The sequence below is a fragment of the Phyllobacterium chamaecytisi genome, assembly GCF_020164455.1.
Classification (GTDB): Bacteria; Pseudomonadota; Alphaproteobacteria; order Rhizobiales; family Rhizobiaceae; genus Phyllobacterium; species Phyllobacterium chamaecytisi.
The window spans coordinates 42,108-62,697 of sequence record NZ_JAIQWW010000021.1 but is presented as its reverse complement, the minus strand read 5'-3'; the positions used below and the strand labels follow the sequence as shown (position 1 = coordinate 62,697).

18 protein-coding genes are annotated in these 20,590 nt (G+C 57.7%); 10 read left to right on the top strand and 8 right to left on the bottom strand.

Features of this window, described 5'->3' with window-relative positions; genetic code table 11:
* Window positions 1-135 precede the first annotated feature (135 nt).
* From LB462_RS25435 to LB462_RS25425, 3 genes are all read left to right on the top strand, one after another.
* On the top strand, window positions 136-876 hold the full coding sequence (locus LB462_RS25435; protein ID WP_112531671.1) for an SDR family NAD(P)-dependent oxidoreductase: 741 nt from the start codon (window positions 136-138) through the stop codon (window positions 874-876).
* 8 nt (window positions 877-884) lie between these two features.
* Window positions 885-1,703, top strand: a complete 819-nt coding sequence (locus LB462_RS25430) for a sugar phosphate isomerase/epimerase family protein (RefSeq protein ID WP_224513807.1) — start codon at window positions 885-887, stop codon at window positions 1,701-1,703.
* A 111-nt stretch (window positions 1,704-1,814) separates the two neighbouring features.
* A complete protein-coding gene (locus LB462_RS25425) occupies window positions 1,815-2,528 on the top strand; it encodes a GntR family transcriptional regulator (protein WP_224513805.1) in 714 nt (237 codons plus the stop codon).
* Window positions 2,529-2,542: 14 nt separating this feature from the next.
* Here the strand turns inward: LB462_RS25425 and LB462_RS25420 are convergent, their stop codons facing one another.
* Together LB462_RS25420 and LB462_RS25415 are read right to left on the bottom strand one after the other, a co-directional pair.
* Window positions 2,543-3,724, bottom strand: coding sequence for a M24 family metallopeptidase (locus LB462_RS25420; protein ID WP_224513803.1), 1,182 nt, complete (start codon window positions 3,722-3,724; stop codon window positions 2,543-2,545).
* Window positions 3,725-3,767: 43 nt separating this feature from the next.
* A complete protein-coding gene (locus tag LB462_RS25415; RefSeq protein ID WP_224513800.1) occupies window positions 3,768-4,613 on the bottom strand; it encodes a sugar phosphate isomerase/epimerase family protein in 846 nt (281 codons plus the stop codon).
* A 323-nt stretch (window positions 4,614-4,936) separates the two neighbouring features.
* Here LB462_RS25415 and LB462_RS25410 point away from each other — a divergent pair, with 323 nt between their 5' ends.
* Window positions 4,937-5,653, top strand: a complete 717-nt coding sequence (locus LB462_RS25410) for a GntR family transcriptional regulator (protein WP_224513798.1) — start codon at window positions 4,937-4,939, stop codon at window positions 5,651-5,653.
* A gap of 79 nt (window positions 5,654-5,732) precedes the next feature.
* Here LB462_RS25410 and LB462_RS25405 read toward each other — a convergent pair whose 3' ends face one another.
* On the bottom strand, window positions 5,733-6,446 hold the full coding sequence (locus LB462_RS25405; RefSeq protein WP_183661662.1) for a tellurite resistance TerB family protein: 714 nt from the start codon (window positions 6,444-6,446) through the stop codon (window positions 5,733-5,735).
* 229 nt (window positions 6,447-6,675) lie between these two features.
* Window positions 6,676-7,605 carry an oxygen-dependent tRNA uridine(34) hydroxylase TrhO gene (gene trhO / locus LB462_RS25400; protein WP_224513796.1) on the bottom strand — a complete coding sequence of 310 codons (930 nt, stop codon included), beginning with the start codon at window positions 7,603-7,605 and terminating at the stop codon, window positions 6,676-6,678.
* Window positions 7,606-7,762: 157 nt separating this feature from the next.
* Here trhO and LB462_RS25395 point away from each other — a divergent pair, with 157 nt between their 5' ends.
* Entirely contained in the window at window positions 7,763-8,401 is a 639-nt protein-coding gene (locus LB462_RS25395; protein ID WP_224513794.1) for a 2-dehydro-3-deoxy-phosphogluconate aldolase, read from the top strand.
* Between the two features lie 6 nt (window positions 8,402-8,407).
* Here LB462_RS25395 and LB462_RS25390 read toward each other — a convergent pair whose 3' ends face one another.
* Window positions 8,408-8,788 (bottom strand): endonuclease domain-containing protein, encoded by a 381-nt coding sequence (locus tag LB462_RS25390; RefSeq protein WP_224513792.1) that lies wholly within the window; start codon window positions 8,786-8,788, stop codon window positions 8,408-8,410.
* A 187-nt stretch (window positions 8,789-8,975) separates the two neighbouring features.
* Window positions 8,976-10,838 carry a peptidoglycan L,D-endopeptidase MepK gene (locus tag LB462_RS25385; RefSeq protein ID WP_444359182.1) on the bottom strand — a complete coding sequence of 621 codons (1,863 nt, stop codon included), beginning with the start codon at window positions 10,836-10,838 and terminating at the stop codon, window positions 8,976-8,978.
* Window positions 10,839-11,262: 424 nt separating this feature from the next.
* On the opposite strand from LB462_RS25385, the gene LB462_RS25380 reads away from it, so the two are divergent.
* The 3 genes from LB462_RS25380 to LB462_RS25370 all read left to right on the top strand — a co-directional run bounded on the left by LB462_RS25380 (window position 11,263) and on the right by LB462_RS25370 (window position 15,640).
* Window positions 11,263-13,140 (top strand): M3 family oligoendopeptidase, encoded by a 1,878-nt coding sequence (locus tag LB462_RS25380; protein ID WP_224513790.1) that lies wholly within the window; start codon window positions 11,263-11,265, stop codon window positions 13,138-13,140.
* Window positions 13,140-14,042 (top strand): heme-dependent oxidative N-demethylase family protein, encoded by a 903-nt coding sequence (locus LB462_RS25375; protein ID WP_224513779.1) that lies wholly within the window; start codon window positions 13,140-13,142, stop codon window positions 14,040-14,042. Before LB462_RS25380 ends, LB462_RS25375 begins: the two co-directional genes overlap by 1 nt.
* 152 nt (window positions 14,043-14,194) lie before the next feature.
* Window positions 14,195-15,640, top strand: a complete 1,446-nt coding sequence (locus LB462_RS25370) for a homospermidine synthase (protein WP_224513777.1) — start codon at window positions 14,195-14,197, stop codon at window positions 15,638-15,640.
* Window positions 15,641-15,992: 352 nt separating this feature from the next.
* Here the strand turns inward: LB462_RS25370 and LB462_RS25365 are convergent, their stop codons facing one another.
* The gene (locus LB462_RS25365; protein ID WP_224513775.1) at window positions 15,993-16,199 is read right to left on the bottom strand and encodes a hypothetical protein; all 207 of its coding nucleotides are present in this window, start codon (window positions 16,197-16,199) and stop codon (window positions 15,993-15,995) included.
* 135 nt (window positions 16,200-16,334) lie between these two features.
* Here LB462_RS25365 and omp10 point away from each other — a divergent pair, with 135 nt between their 5' ends.
* Window positions 16,335-16,724, top strand: a complete 390-nt coding sequence (omp10, locus tag LB462_RS25360; protein ID WP_112531683.1) for an outer membrane lipoprotein Omp10 — start codon at window positions 16,335-16,337, stop codon at window positions 16,722-16,724.
* Between the two features lie 160 nt (window positions 16,725-16,884).
* Complete coding sequence (locus LB462_RS25355; RefSeq protein WP_224513773.1) at window positions 16,885-18,765, top strand: bifunctional metallophosphatase/5'-nucleotidase; 1,881 nt, start codon at window positions 16,885-16,887, stop codon at window positions 18,763-18,765.
* A gap of 91 nt (window positions 18,766-18,856) precedes the next feature.
* Here the strand turns inward: LB462_RS25355 and LB462_RS25350 are convergent, their stop codons facing one another.
* The gene (locus LB462_RS25350; protein WP_224513771.1) at window positions 18,857-20,332 is read right to left on the bottom strand and encodes an NCS1 family nucleobase:cation symporter-1; all 1,476 of its coding nucleotides are present in this window, start codon (window positions 20,330-20,332) and stop codon (window positions 18,857-18,859) included.
* Between the last annotated feature and the right edge of the window lie 258 nt (window positions 20,333-20,590).

The following is a 20,590-nucleotide window of genomic DNA, read 5'->3' as shown; positions in this document are numbered from 1 at the left end:
CCTTGTCCGTTGCTGCTCCCGCTTGACAAGCAAGCCGTTTCCGACCCATGTAGGCTACTAGAATGTTAGTATGTTGCAAATGTCAAGCGCCACTTTTTGGCAAACGGACGTGCAGGGACAAGATTGGGAGACCAAATGACGGAAAAAGAAACACCACGCGTTGCAATCGTAACGGGAGGAGCAGGCGGTCTCGGATTTCCGATCGCAGCACGTCTGGCAGCCAAGGGCCACAAGGTCGCCCTCTGGGATATCAATCGCGAGAGCGTCGAGGAAGCGGCGGCGAAACTGCCGGGCGCGAAAGGTTACGTCGTCGACGTGACGGACGCAGCGGCCGTCGATGCGGCAATGAAAGAAGTCGTGGCCGACATGGGGCCGCTTGGCATTCTCGTCACTGGTGCAGGCCATAACGGCCCAGTCGAAAGCTTCGCGAAATACCCATTGGACGGCTGGCGGTTTGTCATGTCACTCAACCTCGACGCGGTTTTTATCTGCTGTCAGGCAGCGGTCCGCGAAATGTTGAAGACCGGCTATGGCCGAATCGTCAACATTGCCTCGATTGCCGGCAAGGAGGGCAATCCCAATGCGGTAGCCTATTCCGCATCCAAGGGAGGCGTCATCGCCCTGACCAAATCGGTCGGCAAGGAGCTCGCAACTACCGAGATCCGGGTGAACTGCGTCACGCCTGCGGCAATCGAAACCGAAATGATGAACCAGCTAACGCCGGAGTTCCGGGCCTATGTGACCGCGAAAATTCCAGTCGGCCGGCTGGGCCAGGCCGATGAGGTTGCAGCGCTCGTCTCGTGGCTGGCTTCGGAAGAATGCTCGTTCTCGACGGGGGCAGTCTTCGACGTCTCCGGCGGCCGCGCAACTTACTGAGGCCTGACATGTACAAGCAATATCCACTTTCACTCGCCTTCCTGACCGTACAGGCCTGCCCGCCACTCGAGCACGTGAAGGCAGCCGCCCAGTCCGGCTACGATATGGCCGGGCTGCGCTTGATCGCTCCGCATGGCCTGGAACTCGCCCATCCTATCGTCGGAAACACGCCCCTGATCCGGGAAATCAAAACAACGGCCGTCGATCTCGGGATATCCTTCTACGACGGCGAAGTGTTCACGCTGCTTCCAGAGACCGATGTCGAAAGCTGGTTGCCAGTGATCGAGGCGGCGGCTGAATTCGGCATGCCGGTGATGCAGATCACCTGCGAAGACCATGACCTTTCCCGGGCGGGCGACAGGCTTGGCCGGATTGCCGACGCCGCAGCACAGCACGGCATGAAGATGGCCATCGAATTCATGCGTTGGCGCTCCACTGCAACGATCCAGGATGCTGGCCGCCTTGTGGCAGCATCGGGACGCGACAATGTGGGGATTCTCCTCGATGCCTTGCATCTGTCGCGGTCCGGTGGAAGTCCTGCCGATGTTGCAGCTTTGCCAGCGGGTCTGGTTCTGTACCTTCAGCTCTGCGATGCTCCTGCGAGGCAGCCGCTGGACAATGCCGCCTGTATTGCGGAAGCAAGAACCGAGCGAATGTTTCCAGGCGACGGCGGACTGTGGCTGAACGAGCTGATGTCCGTCCTGCCGCGCGACATTACCATCAGTGTCGAGACGCCCCACAAGGGCGATTCGACATTGAGTTTCGCCGAGCGGGCCGAAAAGGGAATGGCGGCTACACGCCGTTTTCTTGACGCGCTCGAGAGCTGATGGCAACGGAGTTATTGAAGACTATTGCTTTCGTCGCAGCCTGCGTCATAGAGGACTAGCATTGCCCTGCACGATGGATGGGTACCGGCGACCATTAGGAGGACCATAGGAATGGATCAAAGGCCACGATCCTCGCTGGGCGTTCGGGTAACCGAGAGATTGCGGCGGGCTATCCTCGATGGTGAAATCGAACTGGGCGACGCTTTGTCGGAAGACAAGCTGGCTACGACACTCGGCGTCAGCAGGAGCCCGGTCAAGGAGGCCTTTGCGACGCTCGAACAGGAGGGGTTGCTCGACGTTCGCCCGCAAAGAGGCAGCTTCGTCTTCCTGCCGACGCACGAGGACACGGTGAACCTCTGCGAATTCCGCAAGATGATTGAAATCGAGGCGCTGCGCCTTGCAATGCAGAGCCGGCGCGACGAAACCCTGGCGGCCATGCGTACCGCAGCGGACGACATGAATGCCGCCTGTGAAGCCGGCGACAACCTGAACAGCGCGCGCGCCGACGGGCGCTTCCACGACGCTTCGCTCGAGCATTGCGGAAATCCCTACCTCATCAATGCCTACCGGCTCGTATCGAGCAAAGTAGCCGCACTACGCTCACACCGCTCGACGCTCCCAACGCGCAAACAGGCGAGTGGCGAACATCTTGCCATCGTCGCAATGCTGGAGGCCGGAGATATGGTAAAGGCACTCGAATTGCTCAGCACGCATATTCTGATGATGTCGAAGCGATACGGCATAGGGACAGAGCCTGCGCGAAGCTCGGGAAGCCGGGCTGCCCGTAGCCCGACACTGGACCATATCGGGCCGCTTCTCGACTGAGCGGCCACTACGTTTCATCGACCGCCGCAGCGGTTCCAGCCACGCCCCGCATCGCCGAAGGCTTCGCAACCATCCGCCGTTACCGCAACCGTGTCCTCCAGCTTTATGAAACCGAGCCGTGGGTGCTGCCAGGTCGTTTCGATCGACAACACCATTCCCGTCTCGAGTGCCAGACCACGATGCGTCGCTGGATACGGGATCGGCCCGTCATCGAGAAGCCGCGGTGCCTCATGGGAAACCAGCCCCATCCCATGTGCAACGAAACTCATCCTTCCGTCCCGCTTTACTGACAGGAGCGGCGCGGTTGCCGCGAAGGTATCCTGGCCGATGGCCCCACTGCGTATCGGCCGTCTGGCTGCTTGCTGTATTTCTTCGATGACTGCCAGCGCATCTTCTAGTTCCGGCGAAGGCCGGCCGAGGATGCCCATGCGGCAAAGATCGCCAATGTAGCCGCGATAGTTTCCGCCCGAATCGAGCGATATGATATCGCCTTCCTGCAAGCGTTGATCCGAGGGGGCACGATTCAGGCTCGTCCCGGCGGTGATCAGGCAATATTCGAACACCAGGTCGCGTTGCACCTCCTCCCTGCGCAGAATCTCGACGATGTTCTGTTTGGTCTGGCCCGGCTCTATAAGGGAAAAAGTCGCCACGATGGCGTCGACCACGCGCTCCGATGCCTGCCTGAGATCATCGAGTTCCGCCGAGGTCTTCACCGCCCGCAGCGATTCCAGAGTTTCGACGCAATCCGAAATGGCAGCATGCGGCAAACCCGAGCGAAGGACCTGAAATGCGTCAGCCGGCAGGAAACCAAGTTCCACGCCGATAGTCGAAACCGGAATTCCGGAAGCCTCTATACGTTCGAGGCAATATTGCATCGAATCGATCGATCCCCGTGCCTTCAGGTCAAGGGTTCCCGGCCAGAAACGACCGAGATCACGCTCGTAACCTTCGTTGGGATTGCCGATATAGGCGGCAAGATCGGGACGACCTTTGGGATAGATCAGGATTGGTAGATAGCGGCTGAGGCCGGTCGCATCCATGTAGTCGAACATGAAAAAGCGATAGCCACCGAGCAGATACTGGACATTGTGCTTCGACGAAACCAGGAGCAGGTCGAGCCCTCGCTCCTGCATCAACCGATCAAGCAACGCCGTGTCGAAAGGCGGCATCGCCGCCGCCCGTGAAGCAGTCATCATTCCCTCCATTCTTCCCGCCTGGGCGACCCGCAATATGGCGGCTTCAACCTGCAGCGCGTGTGGGCCGGGTCGTTCGTGCAGCGTCAAATTCGTCCATGTATGCCCGGCAGGTTTCCAGCGTCTGCCTGCTCCACTCCGATGGTCCCATGGCCGCAAGCCTGGAATGACTCGGCACCTCGACACTGACGATCAGATTGTCGGGCAGCGCGCCTATGATGCCAGCAACATCGACGCCGCCCTCGCCCGGCAAAAGCCGCTCCTGCCTTGCGGTGAACAGCAGTTCTTCCCGGCTCGCGGGAATCCCGGGTGGCGCATCACAAATCTGGAAATAGCTCATGCGGGCAGGATCGATTGCGCGGATGTCGGCGAGTGTTGTCTTGGACCGCGCCACATGGATGAGGTCGATCAATATCTCGCCGTTTGCGCGCGCGGCCTCTGTGACGATGCGGCTCGCCGTGGCCGCATTGTTTAGCGTCGTCCAGGGTGTGAATTCGAGATTGACGGTCAAGCCGAATGGCGCCGCTGCGTCGCAAAGCAAGCCGTAAGTTTCGGTCATCCGTGCTTCATCAGGATCGTCGCCAGCCACAACGATTGTGCGGGTACCGACCCTTGCCGATGCTTCCAGCATGGGAAGCCAAAGCTCGACCCCCGACACTCCATCAATGCGGGCAATCTCGACATCGAGGACCTTGACGCCGGTATCGTCGATGCGCAGCAGCGTTTCGCGAAGCATGGCAGGATCGTTCATCAACGGAAAGGCTTGACCGCCCGGCAGAGTAGGCATCATGCGGATGCCGGCCAGATCGTATCCTGCCTTGGCAGCGAATTCGATCATCTTTGGCGGGCTGGTCTCGAGCGTCATGTACGAAAGCGAATACAGCCTGCCCATGCATTTAATCCCTTGATTGCCGTCTACGAACGGTTCCAGCGGTTGAACATGCTGCCCTCACGCCACCGCATCTCGCGATACTGTTGACATACAGTACCTCATTTGACAAGCAATCCATGCAACAGGTTTGGAGGACAATTCAATGAAGGCGCTGGTGTTTCCGGGAAAGGGAAGCATGGACTATCGCCCCGGCATCGACCTTGGAGAGGTCGATGTGGCGAAACCCATACTGACCAATTGACGGTCTGGCTTCACGATTCTTTCCGAATCCAAGGCGTCGTGCCGCCACTGGACGCCCGCGGTATTTAGGGTACAACAAAACCATGAGCGAACAGGAACACGCAGGCATCAAGGCCAACAAGAACATCAATCCGATGAAGAAGAGCCCTATCAGCCGGCAGCAGTCGCTTGCAGCTATCGTCGCCGATCGGCTCAAAGCATCAATTCTCAATCGCGAACTGTCTCTCGGTGAGGCCCTTTCGGAGGAAAAGATTGCCGCCGCCATGGATGTCAGCCGGACGCCTGTACGCGAAGCGTTGACGATTCTGCAATTGCAAGGACTGATTGTCATCCTGGCCCGCCGCGGCAGCTTCGTCTTCAAGCCGAACCGCGATGAACTTCATTCACTCGTGGAATATCGCCTCCATCTCGAGATGTTGGCGGCCGGCCTGGCCGTTGAACGGGCACCCAAGGCGCTGTACGGCGCAATGATGGATGCGATCGCCGTGATGGGGAAAGCCCGCGCAGCCGACGATGCGTTGGCCTATGCTGAAGCCGATACCCGCTTCCACGACGCCATATTCGAACACTGCGGCAACCCCCTGTTCGCCGAAGCTTTCGAAATCGCCGCTGGTCGCATCGCGGCACTTCGCGCCCATCTCTCCGAGCAGCTTGGACTGCATCGGCAGAAAACCTTCGAAGAGCATCAGCAGATGGCGGCGGCGGTCAAACGGCAGGATATCTCGACTTTACGCGAGCTGCTTCAAGCACATATCCTGGCGATGGAGCCTAATTACGCCAGCGCACTGGCAATCCTTTAGCCGCAGCGCGGACCGACCCCGGACGTGTGGTCGGCCAGAAATGGCCTCCACAATCGCCCGGAACCGCTTCCGAAAGGTCTCAGGCGGGCGATGTAACCTTCACGTCAGCCACAGTCGCTTCGATATGATCGATGAGATTGTCCGGCAGTTTCAGACGCCCGGCAAGCAGGTCGAGATAGCCTCGCTCGGCCCGCGTTTGCGGATCGATAGCCAGACGCGAAGCGGTATAGAGTTCGACCTTCTGCGCGTCGGTAACCGCAGCCGCGACCAGTCCGTCCACATCGACAGGCGAGGACAGCTCGTTTTTGAGAAACTCCTGCGTATCGCTGTTGATGCCGGAGAGTGACAGTTTTTCGATGATGCGCGCCTTTTCGGTCTCGTCCACCATGCCATCGGCACGGGCAGCTGCGATCATGGCGCGCACCAGCACCAGTGCAAACTCATGTTCACCCTGCGGCGCGGTTTCGGGACGGAAGCTGGAATCGTCCGGCGGCGGAGCAAGTTCGCCAGTGGAAGCTTGTGTTGCTTCAGCGGGAGCCTTGCCCGACTGGTAGTTCTGATAAGCCTTGTAGGCGAGCCCGGCGACGGCGGCGAGACCGCCAAGTTTCAGGGCACTGCCAGCCACCTCACGGCCAGTGCCGGTGCCGAGAAGAATCGCAGCGAGCGCGCCAGTAGCGAGCGGATTGTCCTTGGCAAGTTGCGTCGCCTTGCCGGCCGTGTCGCGAACCGATGTTCCAACTCCGGGAACATTGCTTCCCAGGAAATCATCGAGAATCTTCTTCGGATCAAGCATGCGTCTCTCCTCATGGCTGCATGAATTGGCTCCGCTTAGTTAGGACCCGGTTCATGGCATTGCAATGACAGCGGGGCGATTGTAGCAAATTTGGAGGCAATCGCGGCTTGAGAATTCAGCCTGACGAGGCAGCTGGTGTGGGTTTCGAGAACCGGAGCGCAGCGTACATAAAGTACGTGAGCACCGGAAGCGCAGAAAGCCGCATCAGATGTCCGTCAGGGTGGATTCTTTAGGAACCGATGTGGCTCTTCTCGCCCCGCTCCCTGGCCAGCCTCACCTGCTTCTGCCGCTCGGCAAAACGGGCACGATCTTCGTCCGTGCGCTCGTGGCAGCAATTCGGACAAGAGACACCCTCCTGAAACAACGGCGAGAGTTTGTCCTCCGGCGCAATCGGATTGCGACAGGCGTGGCAAAGTTCCGCCTCACCCTCGATGAGACCGTGCCCGACAGATACCCGCTCGTCGAAGACGAAGCATTCGCCTTCCCAACGGCTTTCCTCCGCTGGTACGTCCTCGAGATATTTGAGAATCCCGCCCTTCAGATGAAACACGTCATCGAAGCCGAGGCCTTTGACATAGGCCGTCGCCTTCTCGCAACGAATACCGCCAGTGCAGAACATGGCGATCTTCTTGCCTTCCAGTTCCTCGCGGTGGCTTTCCACCCACTGCGGAAACTCGCGAAACGTCTTGGTCTGCGGATCGACGGCGCCTTGAAACGTCCCGATAGCCGTCTCGTAATCGTTACGCGTGTCGATGACGATCGTGCCCGGATCGGAGATCAGCGCGTTCCAGTCGGTCGCGGGCACATAGGTCCCAACGCTTTGCAGCGGGTCGATATCATCGACACCCATGGTGACGATTTCCTTTTTCAGCCGCACCTTCATGCGTTTGAAAGGCATCTCGCTCGCGTATGAATACTTCAGCTCCATCCCGGCAATGGCCGGCTCGGCCTCAAGGAAATCAATGAGCTTCTTGATCGCCGCAGGCGTTCCGGCGACAGTCCCGTTGATACCCTCCGCGGCCAAAAGCAGTGTACCCTTGATCCCCTTCCCGCAGCAAAGCTTCGCCAGCGGCTCCTGCAGCGACTGGTAGTGATCCAGCCGGGCAAAGCGATAGAGTGCTGCCACCGTAAAGGGCATATTTGAGGTATGGTCTGTCATGATCGCATCCAACTACTGCGCTAAAGCGTCAAATTCAAGGGTTTTGCGAGGAGACAGTAAGTGGCACCTCCATTATGCCCGATCCAGGAAATCCAAGGTAGACAAACCGGATGCACACTACTAAATCGATTGAAGTTCCAGTCAGCGGAGAATTGAGATGACACAGAAGACCGATTTGCTCTTACCCGTCCTCAAGGGCCAGCCGGTTATTCCGGTCATTCTCATCCAGAATCTCGCCGATGCCGTTCCGTTGGCGCGGGCGCTTGCCAAGGGCGGCTTGCCGGCAATCGAGATCACGCTGCGCACTGCTGCCGCACTCGACGCCATCCGTGCCGTCGCCAATGAGGTGCCGGAGGCCATCGTCGGCGCCGGAACCATTCTCAATGCCCGTCAGTATGTCGAGGCCGTCAACGCAGGTTCCCGTTTCATCGTCAGCCCCGGAGCGACACCGCAGCTCATCGAAGCCGCGCGCGACAGCAAGGTACCGCTGCTTCCGGGCGCCATCACGCCAGGCGAGATCATGTCCTTGCGCGAAGAAGGCTACACGATGCTGAAGTTTTTCCCCGCCGAACAGGCTGGCGGCGCGGCCTTTCTGAAATCCTTGTCGTCGCCACTGGCCGGCACGCTGTTCTGCCCAACCGGCGGCGTCAGCATCGCCAACGCCAAAACTTATCTCAACCTGCCGAATGTCGTCTGCGTGGGTGGATCGTGGGTTGCCCCGGAAGAATTGGTAAAGGCCGGAAAGTGGGACGAGATCACCAAGCTCGCAGCCGAGGCAGTCAAGCTCGCAGGCTGACCCTGGTTATGAGAGTGCCGGTATGAGGCGCGTTTGCAGCGCTGCCTCGATTTCGAGGTAGACTGCCTCTTCAGAAAAAATGACATCGCTGTTATCGAAGCGAATTACGTGGAAGCCCTGACCGCGCAAAAATGTATCACGGTCCTGATCGTGCCGGATACCACTGGCGGTTGCATGCGTATCGCCGTCCACCTCAATGATGATGCGTGCGGATAACCAGGCAAAATCAGCGATATATGGCCCGATTGGTGTCTCCCGGCGAAATCGGGCCCCGCGGCCGCGGAAACACCGCAGTATGTCCCACATACGCCGTTCCGCCATGGTCAACTCGCGGCGGAGCGTTTTCGCCCGCATCCTGGTTTTTGGCTGAACGTTGCTATGTGGCATGAAGAGACCCCTCCCCGTCGCTTCGCTCCGTCCCTCCCCACAAGGGGAGGGTCAGGCGCTCAATTCTGCAGTATTTTCAAACGCCGGAATATAGGACTTTAGCGTAACGACAGGCGCGACGGTCTTGCCCTCCCCCTTGTGGGGAGGGAGGCTGCGTAGCAGCAGGGAGGGGTTTTTCTTGCCGCCGTTACGATCCGTGCGTCGGGTTGAACTTGGCGATCTGCAGGAATGTAACCGCCTTGCCCGTAAACTTGTTGGCGTTGGCGACGGGCAGGCTCTGCTGGAACCCGGCCGTATAGACCGTTGTCGGCGCCGTTCGCATTTCTGCATTGCGCAGGACTGCCGGTGTCACTGCCGGTGCCGTCTGCGCGACCTGCTCGGTCGAAAGGGCGCGGTCAGGAACGTCCGAGGAAACCTGGATCGCTTTCGGAGTCTGATTCTGTGCGGCCTGCTTGCGCGGCTTGGCGCCCTTGGCCGTCGTGATCACGCCATTGTTGAGCGCGGCAACCGGATCACCGGAGCCTTGAGCATCGAGCATCGTCCGGCGCAGTGATGGCTGCGTTTCAATCGACGCCATTTGTGTATTCTGCTGTGCAGCCGGTTTCACACGACCACCAGTTGTTCCCGGCAATGTCGGCATCTCTGGCGTCGGCTGCGAAGCGGAAACGACATTTCCATGCTCGCTGTCGGCCTGCTTGATAAGCGCCTGCAGATCATCCTCCGGAGCCGGAATAACCTCTTCTTCGGCCGCCGCAGTGGCCTGAATTGCTTCGGTGACGGGACGCTGATCAGGCACAAGCGACGCAACCATCATGTCATTGCGCTTGGGCTTGTCGAAGGGTACCGGAACGAGCGCATTGGCCATTTCGGGCTGCGCCGTATCTGCGCTCGCGTTGTTGGGATTGGCCGCAATCATCTCACGAATAGCGCTGGCGCTATCCTGCGGCTGCGGTCGTGGCATCGGCAGGGCGGCGATGACAGTCGACTGATCTTCAGCGAGCGCATTGAGCGTTGACGGTTCTTCTGGCGCCGGTGTCGGCGAATAGTCAGGACGACGCAGCGGTACGGGAATCGCAAAGGCCAAGGCCCGGTTGTCTTCCGGCGATGTCGCAAGTGGCGCATCAGGTCGCGGCGCGGTCAAAGGCGCAGGTGCACCGCGCACTGGCAGGTCCGGAGCGATCTGCTGCTCTGCGGGTTGAGGCTGGGCACGCGTTGCGACAGCCGGCGCGGCCGGTGCAGCGGTCTCTCCTCCATCCGCGTCTTCGGCTATCGCGGCTGGCTTGGTCGAAAGCGTCTTCGAAGGCTTGGAAGCAGTAGCGACAGCAGTTGTGCTCTCACTGGTATCCTCTTCCTCATCGGCGCCACCGCCAAAGATCATGCCAAACAGCGTCTTGCCACTGCGGCTCGAACCCGAAGCACTCGCGACCTGAATTGCGCTGCCACCATTGCGCTTGCGCGATTCGTAGGCGGCGACTGCCTGGTCATAGCCGGGTAATGGCTTGCCATCGGAAGGAATATGCATGGTCTTGCCATCCGGGAACACGGCCAGCAGTTCCCTGCGGCTCATGCGCGGCCAGTGACGGACATTGCCGACATCCGTATGGACGAAAGGAGAGCCGGAGGTCGGATAGTAGCCAACGCCGCCAGCCTGGAATTTCATTGCTGTAACGCGAAGTGTGGAAAGCTTTACACCCGGCAGATACCAGTCCATGGCCTTGCCCAGCATGTGCTGGCTTGTCTTCGCCACACCGCGCGAACGGGAACGCAGCATGGAATTTGTGGTAGGAGAGCGATAGGCAGATACCACATTGATGTAGTCCCTGCCGCCGACATTCTGATAAATCTGCCAGACCAGATCGAAGAGGCGGGGGTCCATCTTCGTCGGCTCGTTGCGGCGCCAGTCACGCAGAAACTTGTTGAGCTTGTTCAGCCCATCCTGCTGATAACGGCCATTTCTCTTGAAGGTGATCTCGGCACGTTCCTTGGTATGGATGAAATAAAGCTTGAGAGTCCTCGTCTCGGCGGAAGCCTGTGCGGATGCGAACAACATCGGCACAAAGACCATGAGGAACACAAACCAGCCGGCGCGCATAAGAGAACTCGCCCACGATCTGTTGTTCTGTGCATGAATCATGTTTGACAATTTCGTCCCCAACCTTGACCGTCTTTTCCAACCCCCGAATAGCTGGATTGTCCGATTTAATGGTTAATGGTCGCTTTACTGAACAACAAATACGTTGAGAGCATGGCGAAAACGCATATCGAATCCAGTGTTTTGTGACATGGTCAACGGGTTGTTAACAGCAGGATTAAGGCTTTTTTTCAAATGAATCCACCCCTCAAAAGTCTAAAAGTTGCTACAAAGTGGGACAAGCAAGACGGAACTGGATCAATTGCCAACCGACTCTTAAGGTTTAGCTCCTTTATCGAGGGCCTCTGATTCGCCCTCCAAACTTCAATATTCTGGTGCCAAAATGTGTTCAAAAATCAATAAATACTCGCTTGATACCGTGGTCACGGCTCCCTCCAAATCGGGCAGCACTGCTGCCGTGAAAGCTGATCAGGCATCACTTGGTCTGCTGCCTGAATGGAACCTTGCCGATCTCTACCCATCCACGGAAAGCAGCGAGCTCAAGGCCGATCTCAAAAAGGCTGACGAACTCGCCGTCGAATTCGAGAACCGCTGGAAGGGTAGACTCGCCGCCGAGGCGGCCAAACCGAAAGGCGGAGAGTTTGCCCAATCGATCCAGGAATTCGAAGCCCTGGAAGAACTTATCGGCAAGATTGTCTCCTTCGCCGGGCTGGTCTATGCCGGCGATACGTCCGATCCGAAGCGCGCTAAGCTTTACGGCGATATCCAGCAGAAGATGACCGATGCGAGCACGCATTTGATCTTCTACAGCCTCGAACTCAACCGCATCGATGATGCGATCATTGAAAAAGCCATGGCTGAAAACCCGGCCATCGCCCACTATCGCCCATGGCTGGTAGACCTGCGCAAGGACAAGCCCTACCAGCTCGACGACAAGATCGAGCAGCTTTTCCACGAAAAGTCGATTACCGGGCGCGGCGCCTGGAACCGCCTGTTCGACGAAACCATGACGGCGCTGCGCTTTGAAGTGAATGGCGAGGAATTGCCGCTCGAACCGACCTTGAACCTCTTGCAGGATGCAGATGCCTCCCTGCGCAAAGCCGGTTTTGAAGCACTGGCCAAGACCTTCAAGGAAAACCTCCGTGTTTTCACGCTGATCACCAATACGCTGGCCAAGGACAAGGAAATCTCCGATCGCTGGCGTGGCTTTGAGGACATCGCCGACAGCCGCCACTTGGCCAACCGGGTCGAGCGTGAGGTGGTCGACGCACTCTCCGAAGCCGTGCAGGCCGCCTATCCGCGCCTGTCGCATCGATATTATGCGCTCAAGGCCAAATGGCTCGGCCTTGAATACCTGAACAATTGGGACCGCAATGCTCCGTTGCCGGAAACGCCGCAGGCGATCATTTCATGGACGGACGCGCGCGAAACCGTGCTTTCCGCCTATAGTGGCTTTGCGCCGGAAATGGCCGAAATCGCCAAGGCTTTCTTCGACAAAAACTGGATCGATGCGCCGACCCGCCCTGGCAAATCGCCCGGCGCCTTCGCCCATCCGACGGTTCCCTCGGTGCATCCCTATGTGCTCCTGAACTACATGGGCAAGCCGCGCGATGTGATGACCCTCGCGCACGAACTTGGCCACGGCGTGCATCAGGTGCTTGCCGGCGATCAGGGCGCACTCATGGCTTCAACGCCACTGACTCTCGCCGAAACTGCTTCCGTCTTCGGCGAAATGCTCACTTTCCGCTCGCTGCTTGAAAAGACCCGCGACAAGCGCGAACGCAAGGCCATGCTGGCGCAAAAGGCCGAAGACATGATCAACACGGTCGTACGGCAGATCGCATTCTACCAGTTCGAGCGCCGGGTTCACGCCGAGCGCAACAACGGCGAACTAACCTCGGACCGTATCGGCGAGATATGGCTGGATGTGCAGAAGGAAAGCCTCGGACCGGCGGTGCATTTCGGTGCGGGATACGAGACCTTCTGGACCTATATCCCGCATTTCATCCACTCGCCCTTCTATGTCTACGCCTATGCCTTCGGCGATTGCCTGGTGAACTCGCTCTACGCGGTCTATCAAAACGCCGAAGCTGGATTCCAGGAGAAATACTTCGACATGCTGAAAGCCGGCGGCACCAAGCATCATTCCGAATTGCTTGCGCCTTTCGGCCTCGATGCGACGGACCCCGCCTTCTGGCAAAAGGGCCTTTCCGTTATCGAGGGGATCATTGACGAGCTGGAGGCGATGGACGCCGCATAATGACGACCCCAGCTCCCGTGCACACGCCCTATGATGGCTCGGTGCAACCCTTCACCATAGGGTTGCAGCAGCTCGATCTGAAAGACTGGATCGAGATCGATGACAATCTTCTCGCCTATCTCTCTGAGAAAAAACGGCTTTTTGCGCTCTACGGCGACAGGATTTTAGTCGAGGAGTCCGGAACAGAAGCTGCCCAGCAGGAAGTGCTGGAACTCCTCGGCACCCATCTCGTCGAGCACTATCCTGAAGTCTATTACAGCGACGGCGGGAACATCAAAATTGCGGGTTGGAACGAACCCGTATCGCTCGGCGAAACGGATATCCCCCGCCTGCATCGCGCCGCCAGCCTTGTTCAGGAAGACCTTGTGTTGATGCGCAAGGACGAGACACGCGGCTGGCATCTCGCCGCCGCCTCGCTATCGTTTCCGTCCTCCTGGACGCTTCTGGAAAAGTTCGGCCGCTCGATGGAAGATATCCATGCCCCCGTACCCGATTTTGGCGCAGGCACCCGCAATGCCGGGCTGATCACCCGCATGTTCGATAATCTGCGTCCGGATCGCTCGGTTCAGCGGATGAACTGGTCGCTGCAGCCCGACGGCAATCTCTATCATCCGCTCGCCAGCCACCAGAAGGGCGCGCGCTACGCCGACGAGGATATTGCAGCCCAAAGCTATGTTCGCGTCGAGCGGCAGACGCTGCGCAAACTGCCCGTATCGGGCGATATTCTTTTCACTATCCGCATTTATCTCGATCCTATAAGTGCCCTTAAGAAACACCCCGAATGCCGTAATTTAGCGGAAGCTTTTGCGCGCCAGCTCGAAGCGCTAAATCCTGCGCAATTGCACTACAAAGGTATTATGACAATCCGCGACCGGCTTATCGACGCGCTGAAACGCCTATAGCCGCGTTTTAATTAACAGTAGTTCGGAATTTCACCATAAAAGAGCAACTGGTTGTTTGCTCTTTGTCACGTCTATGCTCTATGGTTTCTTTGAGGCGGGTATTTAGTCCGCCGCCCTCATTGATGGAGATCAAAATTAGGAGCAACAAAAAAATGGCGAAGGCTCAATGGCCTGTACATGGAGAAATTACCGGTCCGATCGTGATGATTGGTTTCGGGTCCATCGGACGGGGTACCCTGCCCCTCATCGAACGCCACTTCAAATACGATAAATCCCGCCTGATCGTTGTCGATCCCAGCGATGCCAACAAGAAACTGCTCGACGAGCGCGGCATACGCTTCATTCAGGAAGCCGTCACAAAAGAAAATTACAAGACGCTGCTCAAGCCGCTTCTCACCGAAGGCGGCGGACAAGGCTTCTGCGTCAATCTTTCTGTCGATACATCGTCGGTTGATATTCTGCGCCAGTGCCGCAAAGTCGGCGCGCTCTATATCGATACGGTTATAGAGCCTTGGCCGGGCTTCTATTATGCAAACGACCTCGACAATGCCGACCGCACCAATTATGCGCTGCGCCAGACGCTGCTCGCAGAAAAGAAGAAGAAGCCCGGTGGTCCGACTGCGGTTTCGTGCTGCGGCGCCAATCCGGGCATGGTCTCGTGGTTTGTCAAGCAGGCTGTGCTTGACCTTGCCAGAGACCTGAACGTCGACCACAACGAGCCCGCCCGCACGGATCGCGAGAGCTGGGCCCGCCTGATGGACAAGGTCGGCGTCAAGGGTATCCATATTGCCGAGCGCGATACGCAGCGCGCAGGCGAGCCGAAGCCTTTCGGTGCCTTCTGGAACACGTGGTCGGTCGAAGGCTTTATCTCCGAAGGCCTGCAACCGGCCGAGCTTGGCTGGGGCACTCACGAAAAGTGGATGCCGAAGAATGCCCGCAAGCAGAAGAAAGGCAGCAAGGCCGCGATCTTCCTTGAACAGCCCGGCGCCGATACCCGCATCCGCACCTGGTGCCCGACAGAAGGCGCACAATTTGGCCTGCTGGTCACGCACAATGAGGCGATCTCGATCGCGGATTTCTTCACGGTGTTGGACAAGAAGGGCAAGGCCGCCTACCGGCCCACATGCCACTACGCCTACCACCCTGCCAATGTCGCGACACTATCGCTCGACGAAATGTTCGGCGCAGCCGGTCAACCGCAGGCGATCCAGCACGTGCTCGACGAATCCGAGATCGTCGACGGTGCCGATGAACTAGGCGTGCTGCTCTATGGCCACGACAAGAATGCCTACTGGTATGGTTCGCAGCTGACGATCGAGGAAGCACGCAAGCTTGCTCCCTATCAGAACGCGACAGGTCTCCAGGTCTCGTCTGCGGTCATGGCCGGCATGGTCTGGGCGTTGGAAAATCCCGACGCCGGTATCGTCGAAACCGACGAGATGGATTTCCGCCGCTGCCTTCAAGTCCAGACACCCTATCTCGGTCCGCTCAAGGGTCACTACACAGACTGGACTCCCCTGGAGAACCGGCCGGGCCTGTTCAAGGAAAACCTCGATCTTGAGGACCCCTGGCAGTTCCGCAACATCCTGGTGCGGTAAGTTGATCAAGTCCCTCCTTCTTGCGGGAGGGACTTCGGCCGAAAACAGAACAATGTTTGGAAGTTATTCAGCGGGCGTAGGACGTGCGGTACGCCGTTTTTCCAGTTCCGCCTGCATGAGCTTCAATTTGGCACGGCGTGGCAATGATCTTTTATAATCCCACTCACTGTAAGCCCATGATCCTACGCCGACAGTCAAGCATATGACAAAGGAGAAAATGGCGTAGGTCAGCATTACTCCAACTCCTTCCTCAATATCAATCTGCCCAAATTATGCAGTGCCGAAAATAGCACGAACCAAATGCACGTGGCAAACACCAGCAATAGGCTGCGACCAATGTCGATCTTTATCATTATATCCGGGTTGAGGACGATCGCGGCACTTGGACCAAAAAACCGACGGCGATTGCTGCAGTGGACATACGATCGGCAGCGGCTGCTTTATATTTGGCCAGTTCGTTGGCGTGCATCTTTTCCAGACTAATCTCGTCCTTGATCCGCTCTTCCGACATTTTCCGCAGTTGCTCGACCAGTTCATGGTCATTGAACTCATCATTCATACTGGCCCCCGCGTATCTCGCCACCCGCAATCACGAAAAACCACCGATCCTTCGAATTTACAATTAAACTTAGGTCTTGTTTTTGCTTGATTTTCACGGCATTTAAAGAACGAGATCCATTGGGAGATTGTCTGGATGAAACGCTTTTCGGTTGCCACCGGCACAGCAACACTGGCCCTGATCCTCTCCGGCTGCATGAGCGGCGGCGTTCAGGAGGGTGGTCCTGCGCAGACGACGCGTCCAACTGACGCCGTGCAGGGTCAATGGTTCGACACGTCGGGGGTTGCTTTCTCCAATTTCAATAACGGGGCGTTCGAAACGCGCGCCAACGATACCAAGGAAAAGCTGGCCGAGGGCAATTATCGTTTCGCCTCTGCAAACCTGATCGAGATCAACCTGCGTTCGCTCGCCCGTGGAACCCAGTCCAAGGTCAATTGCGCCCTTGTCAACGCCGCCCAGCTGAATTGCACGTCGTCATCGGGCCAGCAATTCTCGCTGACGCGCCGCTCCCCGCAAGTGGGTTAAATCCAGGCAGTCGCAGTCTCCACATGTCGAGTGCCTCCTTCTTCGACAGCCTTAGGCTTGACTCGGAAGGCAGCACTCCGTGAAGTGATGAACCCATTGCCTTGTCACAATGGCGCCAAGTAGCCATGACAGCATCACGCTCAAAACGACGGAGCTCTCCATGCCAAGAATAATATCCACAATTCTGCTAGCCACCTCAGCCCTTGGCATGACAGCGGGCGTGGCGATGGCGGATTACACGCTGAATATCCTGCACATCAACGATCAGCATTCGCGCATCGAGTCGATCAACAAATATGATTCCACCTGCTCGGCCGAAGAAGAGAGCAAGAACGAGTGCTTCGGCGGCATTGCCCGCGTCAGGGCCAAGATCGATGAGCGTCGCGCCGCCCTGTCCAAGGATGGCGGCAATGTCATCGTGCTCGATGCGGGCGACGAGTTCCAGGGTTCGCTGTTCTATACGACCTACAAGGGTGATGACACGGCCGAGTTTATGAACGGCATCGGCTTCGATGTCATGGCACTCGGCAATCACGAGTTCGACGATACGCCGGTCACGCTGGCCAAGTTCCTCGACAAGGTGAAATTCCCGGTCATTTCCAGTAACACCGAAGCTGCGCCGGATTCGCCCATCGCCGGCAAATTCAAGCCCTATATCATCAAGGAAATCGGCGGCCAGAAGATCGGCATCATCTCCGCCCTCACCACCGACACGGCAGAAATCTCCAGCCCGGGGCCCGATGTCAAATTTGCCGACGAAGTCGAGACGTTGAAAAAGCTCGTTGAGACACTGAAGGCCGAAGGCGTCAACAAGATCATCGCGCTCAACCATGATGGCTATCTGAAGGACAAGGAAATCGCAGCCAAGGTCGACGGCATCGATGTGATCGTCGGCGGCCACAGCCATACCCTGTTGTCCAACACGGATCCGGAAGCGCTTGGCCCCTACCCGACACTTGTCAAAAATCCTTCCGGCCGCGATGTATCTATCGTCCAGGCGAAATCCTATTCGAAATACCTCGGCGAACTCAAAGTGACCTTCGACGATGATGGCAATGTGACGAAGAGCGAGGGCGCGCCGATCCTGCTCGATTCCTCCGTCACACCGGACCCGGCCTTTGTTGCCCGCGTCAAGGAACTTGCCAAGCCTCTCGAAGAACTGAAGTCACGCAAAGTAGGCGAATCCACCGGCGTCATCGAAGCGGCGCGTGAGGTTTGCCGCTTCAAGGAGTGCAGCATGGGCGACGCTGTGGCCGATGCCATGCTGGACCGCGTCAGGGGACAGGGCGTCACCATCGCCATCATCAATGGCGGCGGTCTGCGCGCTTCCATCGATGCGGGCGACGTCACCATGGGCGAAGTGCTGACGGTACTGCCGTTCCAGAACACACTCGCGACCTTCCAGCTGCGCGGTTCCGATGTCGTCGCGGCGCTGGAAAATGGCGTGAGCCAGATCGATCAGGGCGCCGGGCGCTTCCCGCAGGTTGCAGGGTTGAAATATGCCTTCGACGTATCGAAACCGGTGGGCAGCCGCATATCCGATGTTCAGGTGAAGCAGGGTGAAAACTGGCGGCCGATCGACGTCGAGGCCACCTATGGCGTGGTCTCCAACAATTACATGCGTGCTGGCGGCGACGGCTACAAGATCTTCTCGACGAACGCCGTCAACGCCTATGACTACGGTCCCGGACTCGAGTTGGTTCTCGCCGATTATCTGGCAAAGCATACACCGTACAAGCCATACACGGACGGTCGCATTTCCGTTCTGGCTCCCGGCGCTTCCGCTGAAGCCAAATCTTCGGAACCCGCAACGGTTCCAAAGACTCCAGAAGTCACCAAGCCTGCTGAAACAGCGGCTGCTGCTTCAGCAGCCAACCACCATCCTGATTCCTATACGATCAAGCGCGGGGACAATTTCTGGGATATTGCCGAAGAGGTCTACGGCAAAGGTAACGAATGGAAGAAGCTCGCCGAAGCCAATCCGGACATGAAGGTAATGAAGCTGCCGATCGGCGCCCAAATGAAAGTCCCGGCCATTTAGAGCCAGAAGTTCGCACAGCCATGCCGCCTATCTCCCCCTTGTGGGGGGCCGAAGGCGGGCGAGACCCGTGGCTCGCCCCCTCACCCTTTGCTCAGGCGTTGGCTGCGACCGGCACCGCGCCAAGCACCTTGCGCATCAGCACATAGTGCACGGCACCACCCGCCACAGCACCGAGCAGCCAGCCCCAATCGCCACCATTGGGAATCATGCCGGTCGCACCAAGCACCGAAAGCCCGATCGAGAATACACTGGAGATCGCCAAAGCGATCAGCGCCCTGCTGTTCCAGCCGCCGTCGAAATAGAGCGAGCCTTCCGGAGACATGGTATAGAGGTCCTCGAGCACGACCTGCTGCCGCTTCACCAGGTAATAATCGGCAATCATGATGCCGAAGATCGGGCCAAGCACCGCGCCGAAAATGCTGACGAAAATGGTGATCGCGTGGGGACTGGATACGAACAACCAGGGGCAGACCAGCACCGAAAGGATCGATGTGATCAGTCCTCCGAGACGAAAGTTGATCTTCTCGGGAAAGAGATTGGCGATATCATAGGCAGGCGAGACAAAATTGGCGACGATATTGATGCCCATTGTTGCCACGATGAAGGTAATCGAGCCAAGAATGACAACCCACGGATTGTTGATTCGCTCGACAATCGCCACTGGATCGAGGATCGCTTCGCCGAAGACCTGCACCGTTCCTGCAGTGACAATCACGACGATGATGGCGAACACGATAAAGTTGACCGGAAGTCCAAGGAAATTGCCGACCTTCATGGCTCTTTCGTCCCGCGAGAACCGCGAAAAGTCACCGAAGTTAAGCAAGAGTGCCGCAAAATATGCCACGATCAGCATCGACGCATTCGCCATATGGGTCAGCGATGAGCCCTCGGCTGGAGGCGCGAGCTGCAGCGAAAGACTGGAAAAACCGGTTTGTGAGAGGATCCAGAGTGCGAGCGCGAACATCACAACATAGACGACAGGTCCGCAGAAATCGATGAATCTGCGAATTGATTCCATGCCTCGCAGAAAGATCAGAAGCTGGAATATCCACATGAAAAGGAAGCTGAGCCAACCGAGTGTTGATAGGCCGAATATGTCGTTGTGCGTATAATCCGCAGCCGCGGGGTAAAGCGTTATCGCCAACGCCTGGACCGCCTTGGAGGCAAAATAGGTCTGTACACCGTACCAGACGATCCCGACGATGCCGCGCAAGACGGCAGCAAGATTTGCACCCATGACGCCAAAGGACATGCGCGCGGCGACCGGGAACGGGATTCCGTATTTCAGCGATGGCCGTCCTATGAGGTTCATCAGGAAATAAACTGCGGTAATGCCGACAATCATGGAGATGAGCACTTCCCAACCAGTCAAGCCGAGGAAGAACAAGCTTGCTGCAAACGTGTAACCACCAACGGAATGGACGTCCGACATCCACATCGCGAACAGGCTGAACGCGCCCCAGGTGCGCCCTTCCGGTGCTGTGGGTGCCAGATCCAGGCTGTAGAGCTGCGGGTGAGCGCCTGTAATGACGAGGGTGGGGGGTGTCGCATGCGAATTGCTGGCCATGGAAATCGCTTCCTTCGTCTGATGAACAAGAACGAATAATTCAACGCAAGTTCTGTGCCAGTTGAAAGCGCTGTCCGTGAGCCGGCAAAGAAGGCAAAAATGCTGTCCTTGTGCCTGCGAAATCAGCATGTTGCTGTTTTGATGACTTATTCTTGAAAAAGACTACTCGACATGTGGCCTTTCGCACTCTTGCAATCAGCCTCGTCCTGATTAGGTTCTGTTGAGATTCGAGGTCAGGACGCGCCGAAAATGGTGATT

Bases quoted from the DNA above. Each gene is read 5' to 3' on its own strand.
- LB462_RS25435 (WP_112531671.1), top strand. From the start codon at position 136: ATGACGGAAAAAGAAACACCACGCGTTGCAATCGTAACGGGAGGAGCA.
- LB462_RS25430 (WP_224513807.1), top strand. From the start codon at position 885: ATGTACAAGCAATATCCACTTTCACTCGCCTTCCTGACCGTACAGGCC.
- LB462_RS25425 (WP_224513805.1), top strand. From the start codon at position 1,815: ATGGATCAAAGGCCACGATCCTCGCTGGGCGTTCGGGTAACCGAGAGA.
- LB462_RS25420 (WP_224513803.1), bottom strand. From the start codon at position 3,724: ATGATGACTGCTTCACGGGCGGCGGCGATGCCGCCTTTCGACACGGCG.
- LB462_RS25415 (WP_224513800.1), bottom strand. From the start codon at position 4,613: ATGGGCAGGCTGTATTCGCTTTCGTACATGACGCTCGAGACCAGCCCG.
- LB462_RS25410 (WP_224513798.1), top strand. From the start codon at position 4,937: ATGAGCGAACAGGAACACGCAGGCATCAAGGCCAACAAGAACATCAAT.
- LB462_RS25405 (WP_183661662.1), bottom strand. From the start codon at position 6,446: ATGCTTGATCCGAAGAAGATTCTCGATGATTTCCTGGGAAGCAATGTT.
- trhO (WP_224513796.1), bottom strand. From the start codon at position 7,605: ATGACAGACCATACCTCAAATATGCCCTTTACGGTGGCAGCACTCTAT.
- LB462_RS25395 (WP_224513794.1), top strand. From the start codon at position 7,763: ATGACACAGAAGACCGATTTGCTCTTACCCGTCCTCAAGGGCCAGCCG.
- LB462_RS25390 (WP_224513792.1), bottom strand. From the start codon at position 8,788: ATGCCACATAGCAACGTTCAGCCAAAAACCAGGATGCGGGCGAAAACG.
- LB462_RS25385 (WP_444359182.1), bottom strand. From the start codon at position 10,838: ATGTTGTTCGCATCCGCACAGGCTTCCGCCGAGACGAGGACTCTCAAG.
- LB462_RS25380 (WP_224513790.1), top strand. From the start codon at position 11,263: ATGTGTTCAAAAATCAATAAATACTCGCTTGATACCGTGGTCACGGCT.
- LB462_RS25375 (WP_224513779.1), top strand. From the start codon at position 13,140: ATGACGACCCCAGCTCCCGTGCACACGCCCTATGATGGCTCGGTGCAA.
- LB462_RS25370 (WP_224513777.1), top strand. From the start codon at position 14,195: ATGGCGAAGGCTCAATGGCCTGTACATGGAGAAATTACCGGTCCGATC.
- LB462_RS25365 (WP_224513775.1), bottom strand. From the start codon at position 16,199: ATGAATGATGAGTTCAATGACCATGAACTGGTCGAGCAACTGCGGAAA.
- omp10 (WP_112531683.1), top strand. From the start codon at position 16,335: ATGAAACGCTTTTCGGTTGCCACCGGCACAGCAACACTGGCCCTGATC.
- LB462_RS25355 (WP_224513773.1), top strand. From the start codon at position 16,885: ATGCCAAGAATAATATCCACAATTCTGCTAGCCACCTCAGCCCTTGGC.
- LB462_RS25350 (WP_224513771.1), bottom strand. From the start codon at position 20,332: ATGGCCAGCAATTCGCATGCGACACCCCCCACCCTCGTCATTACAGGC.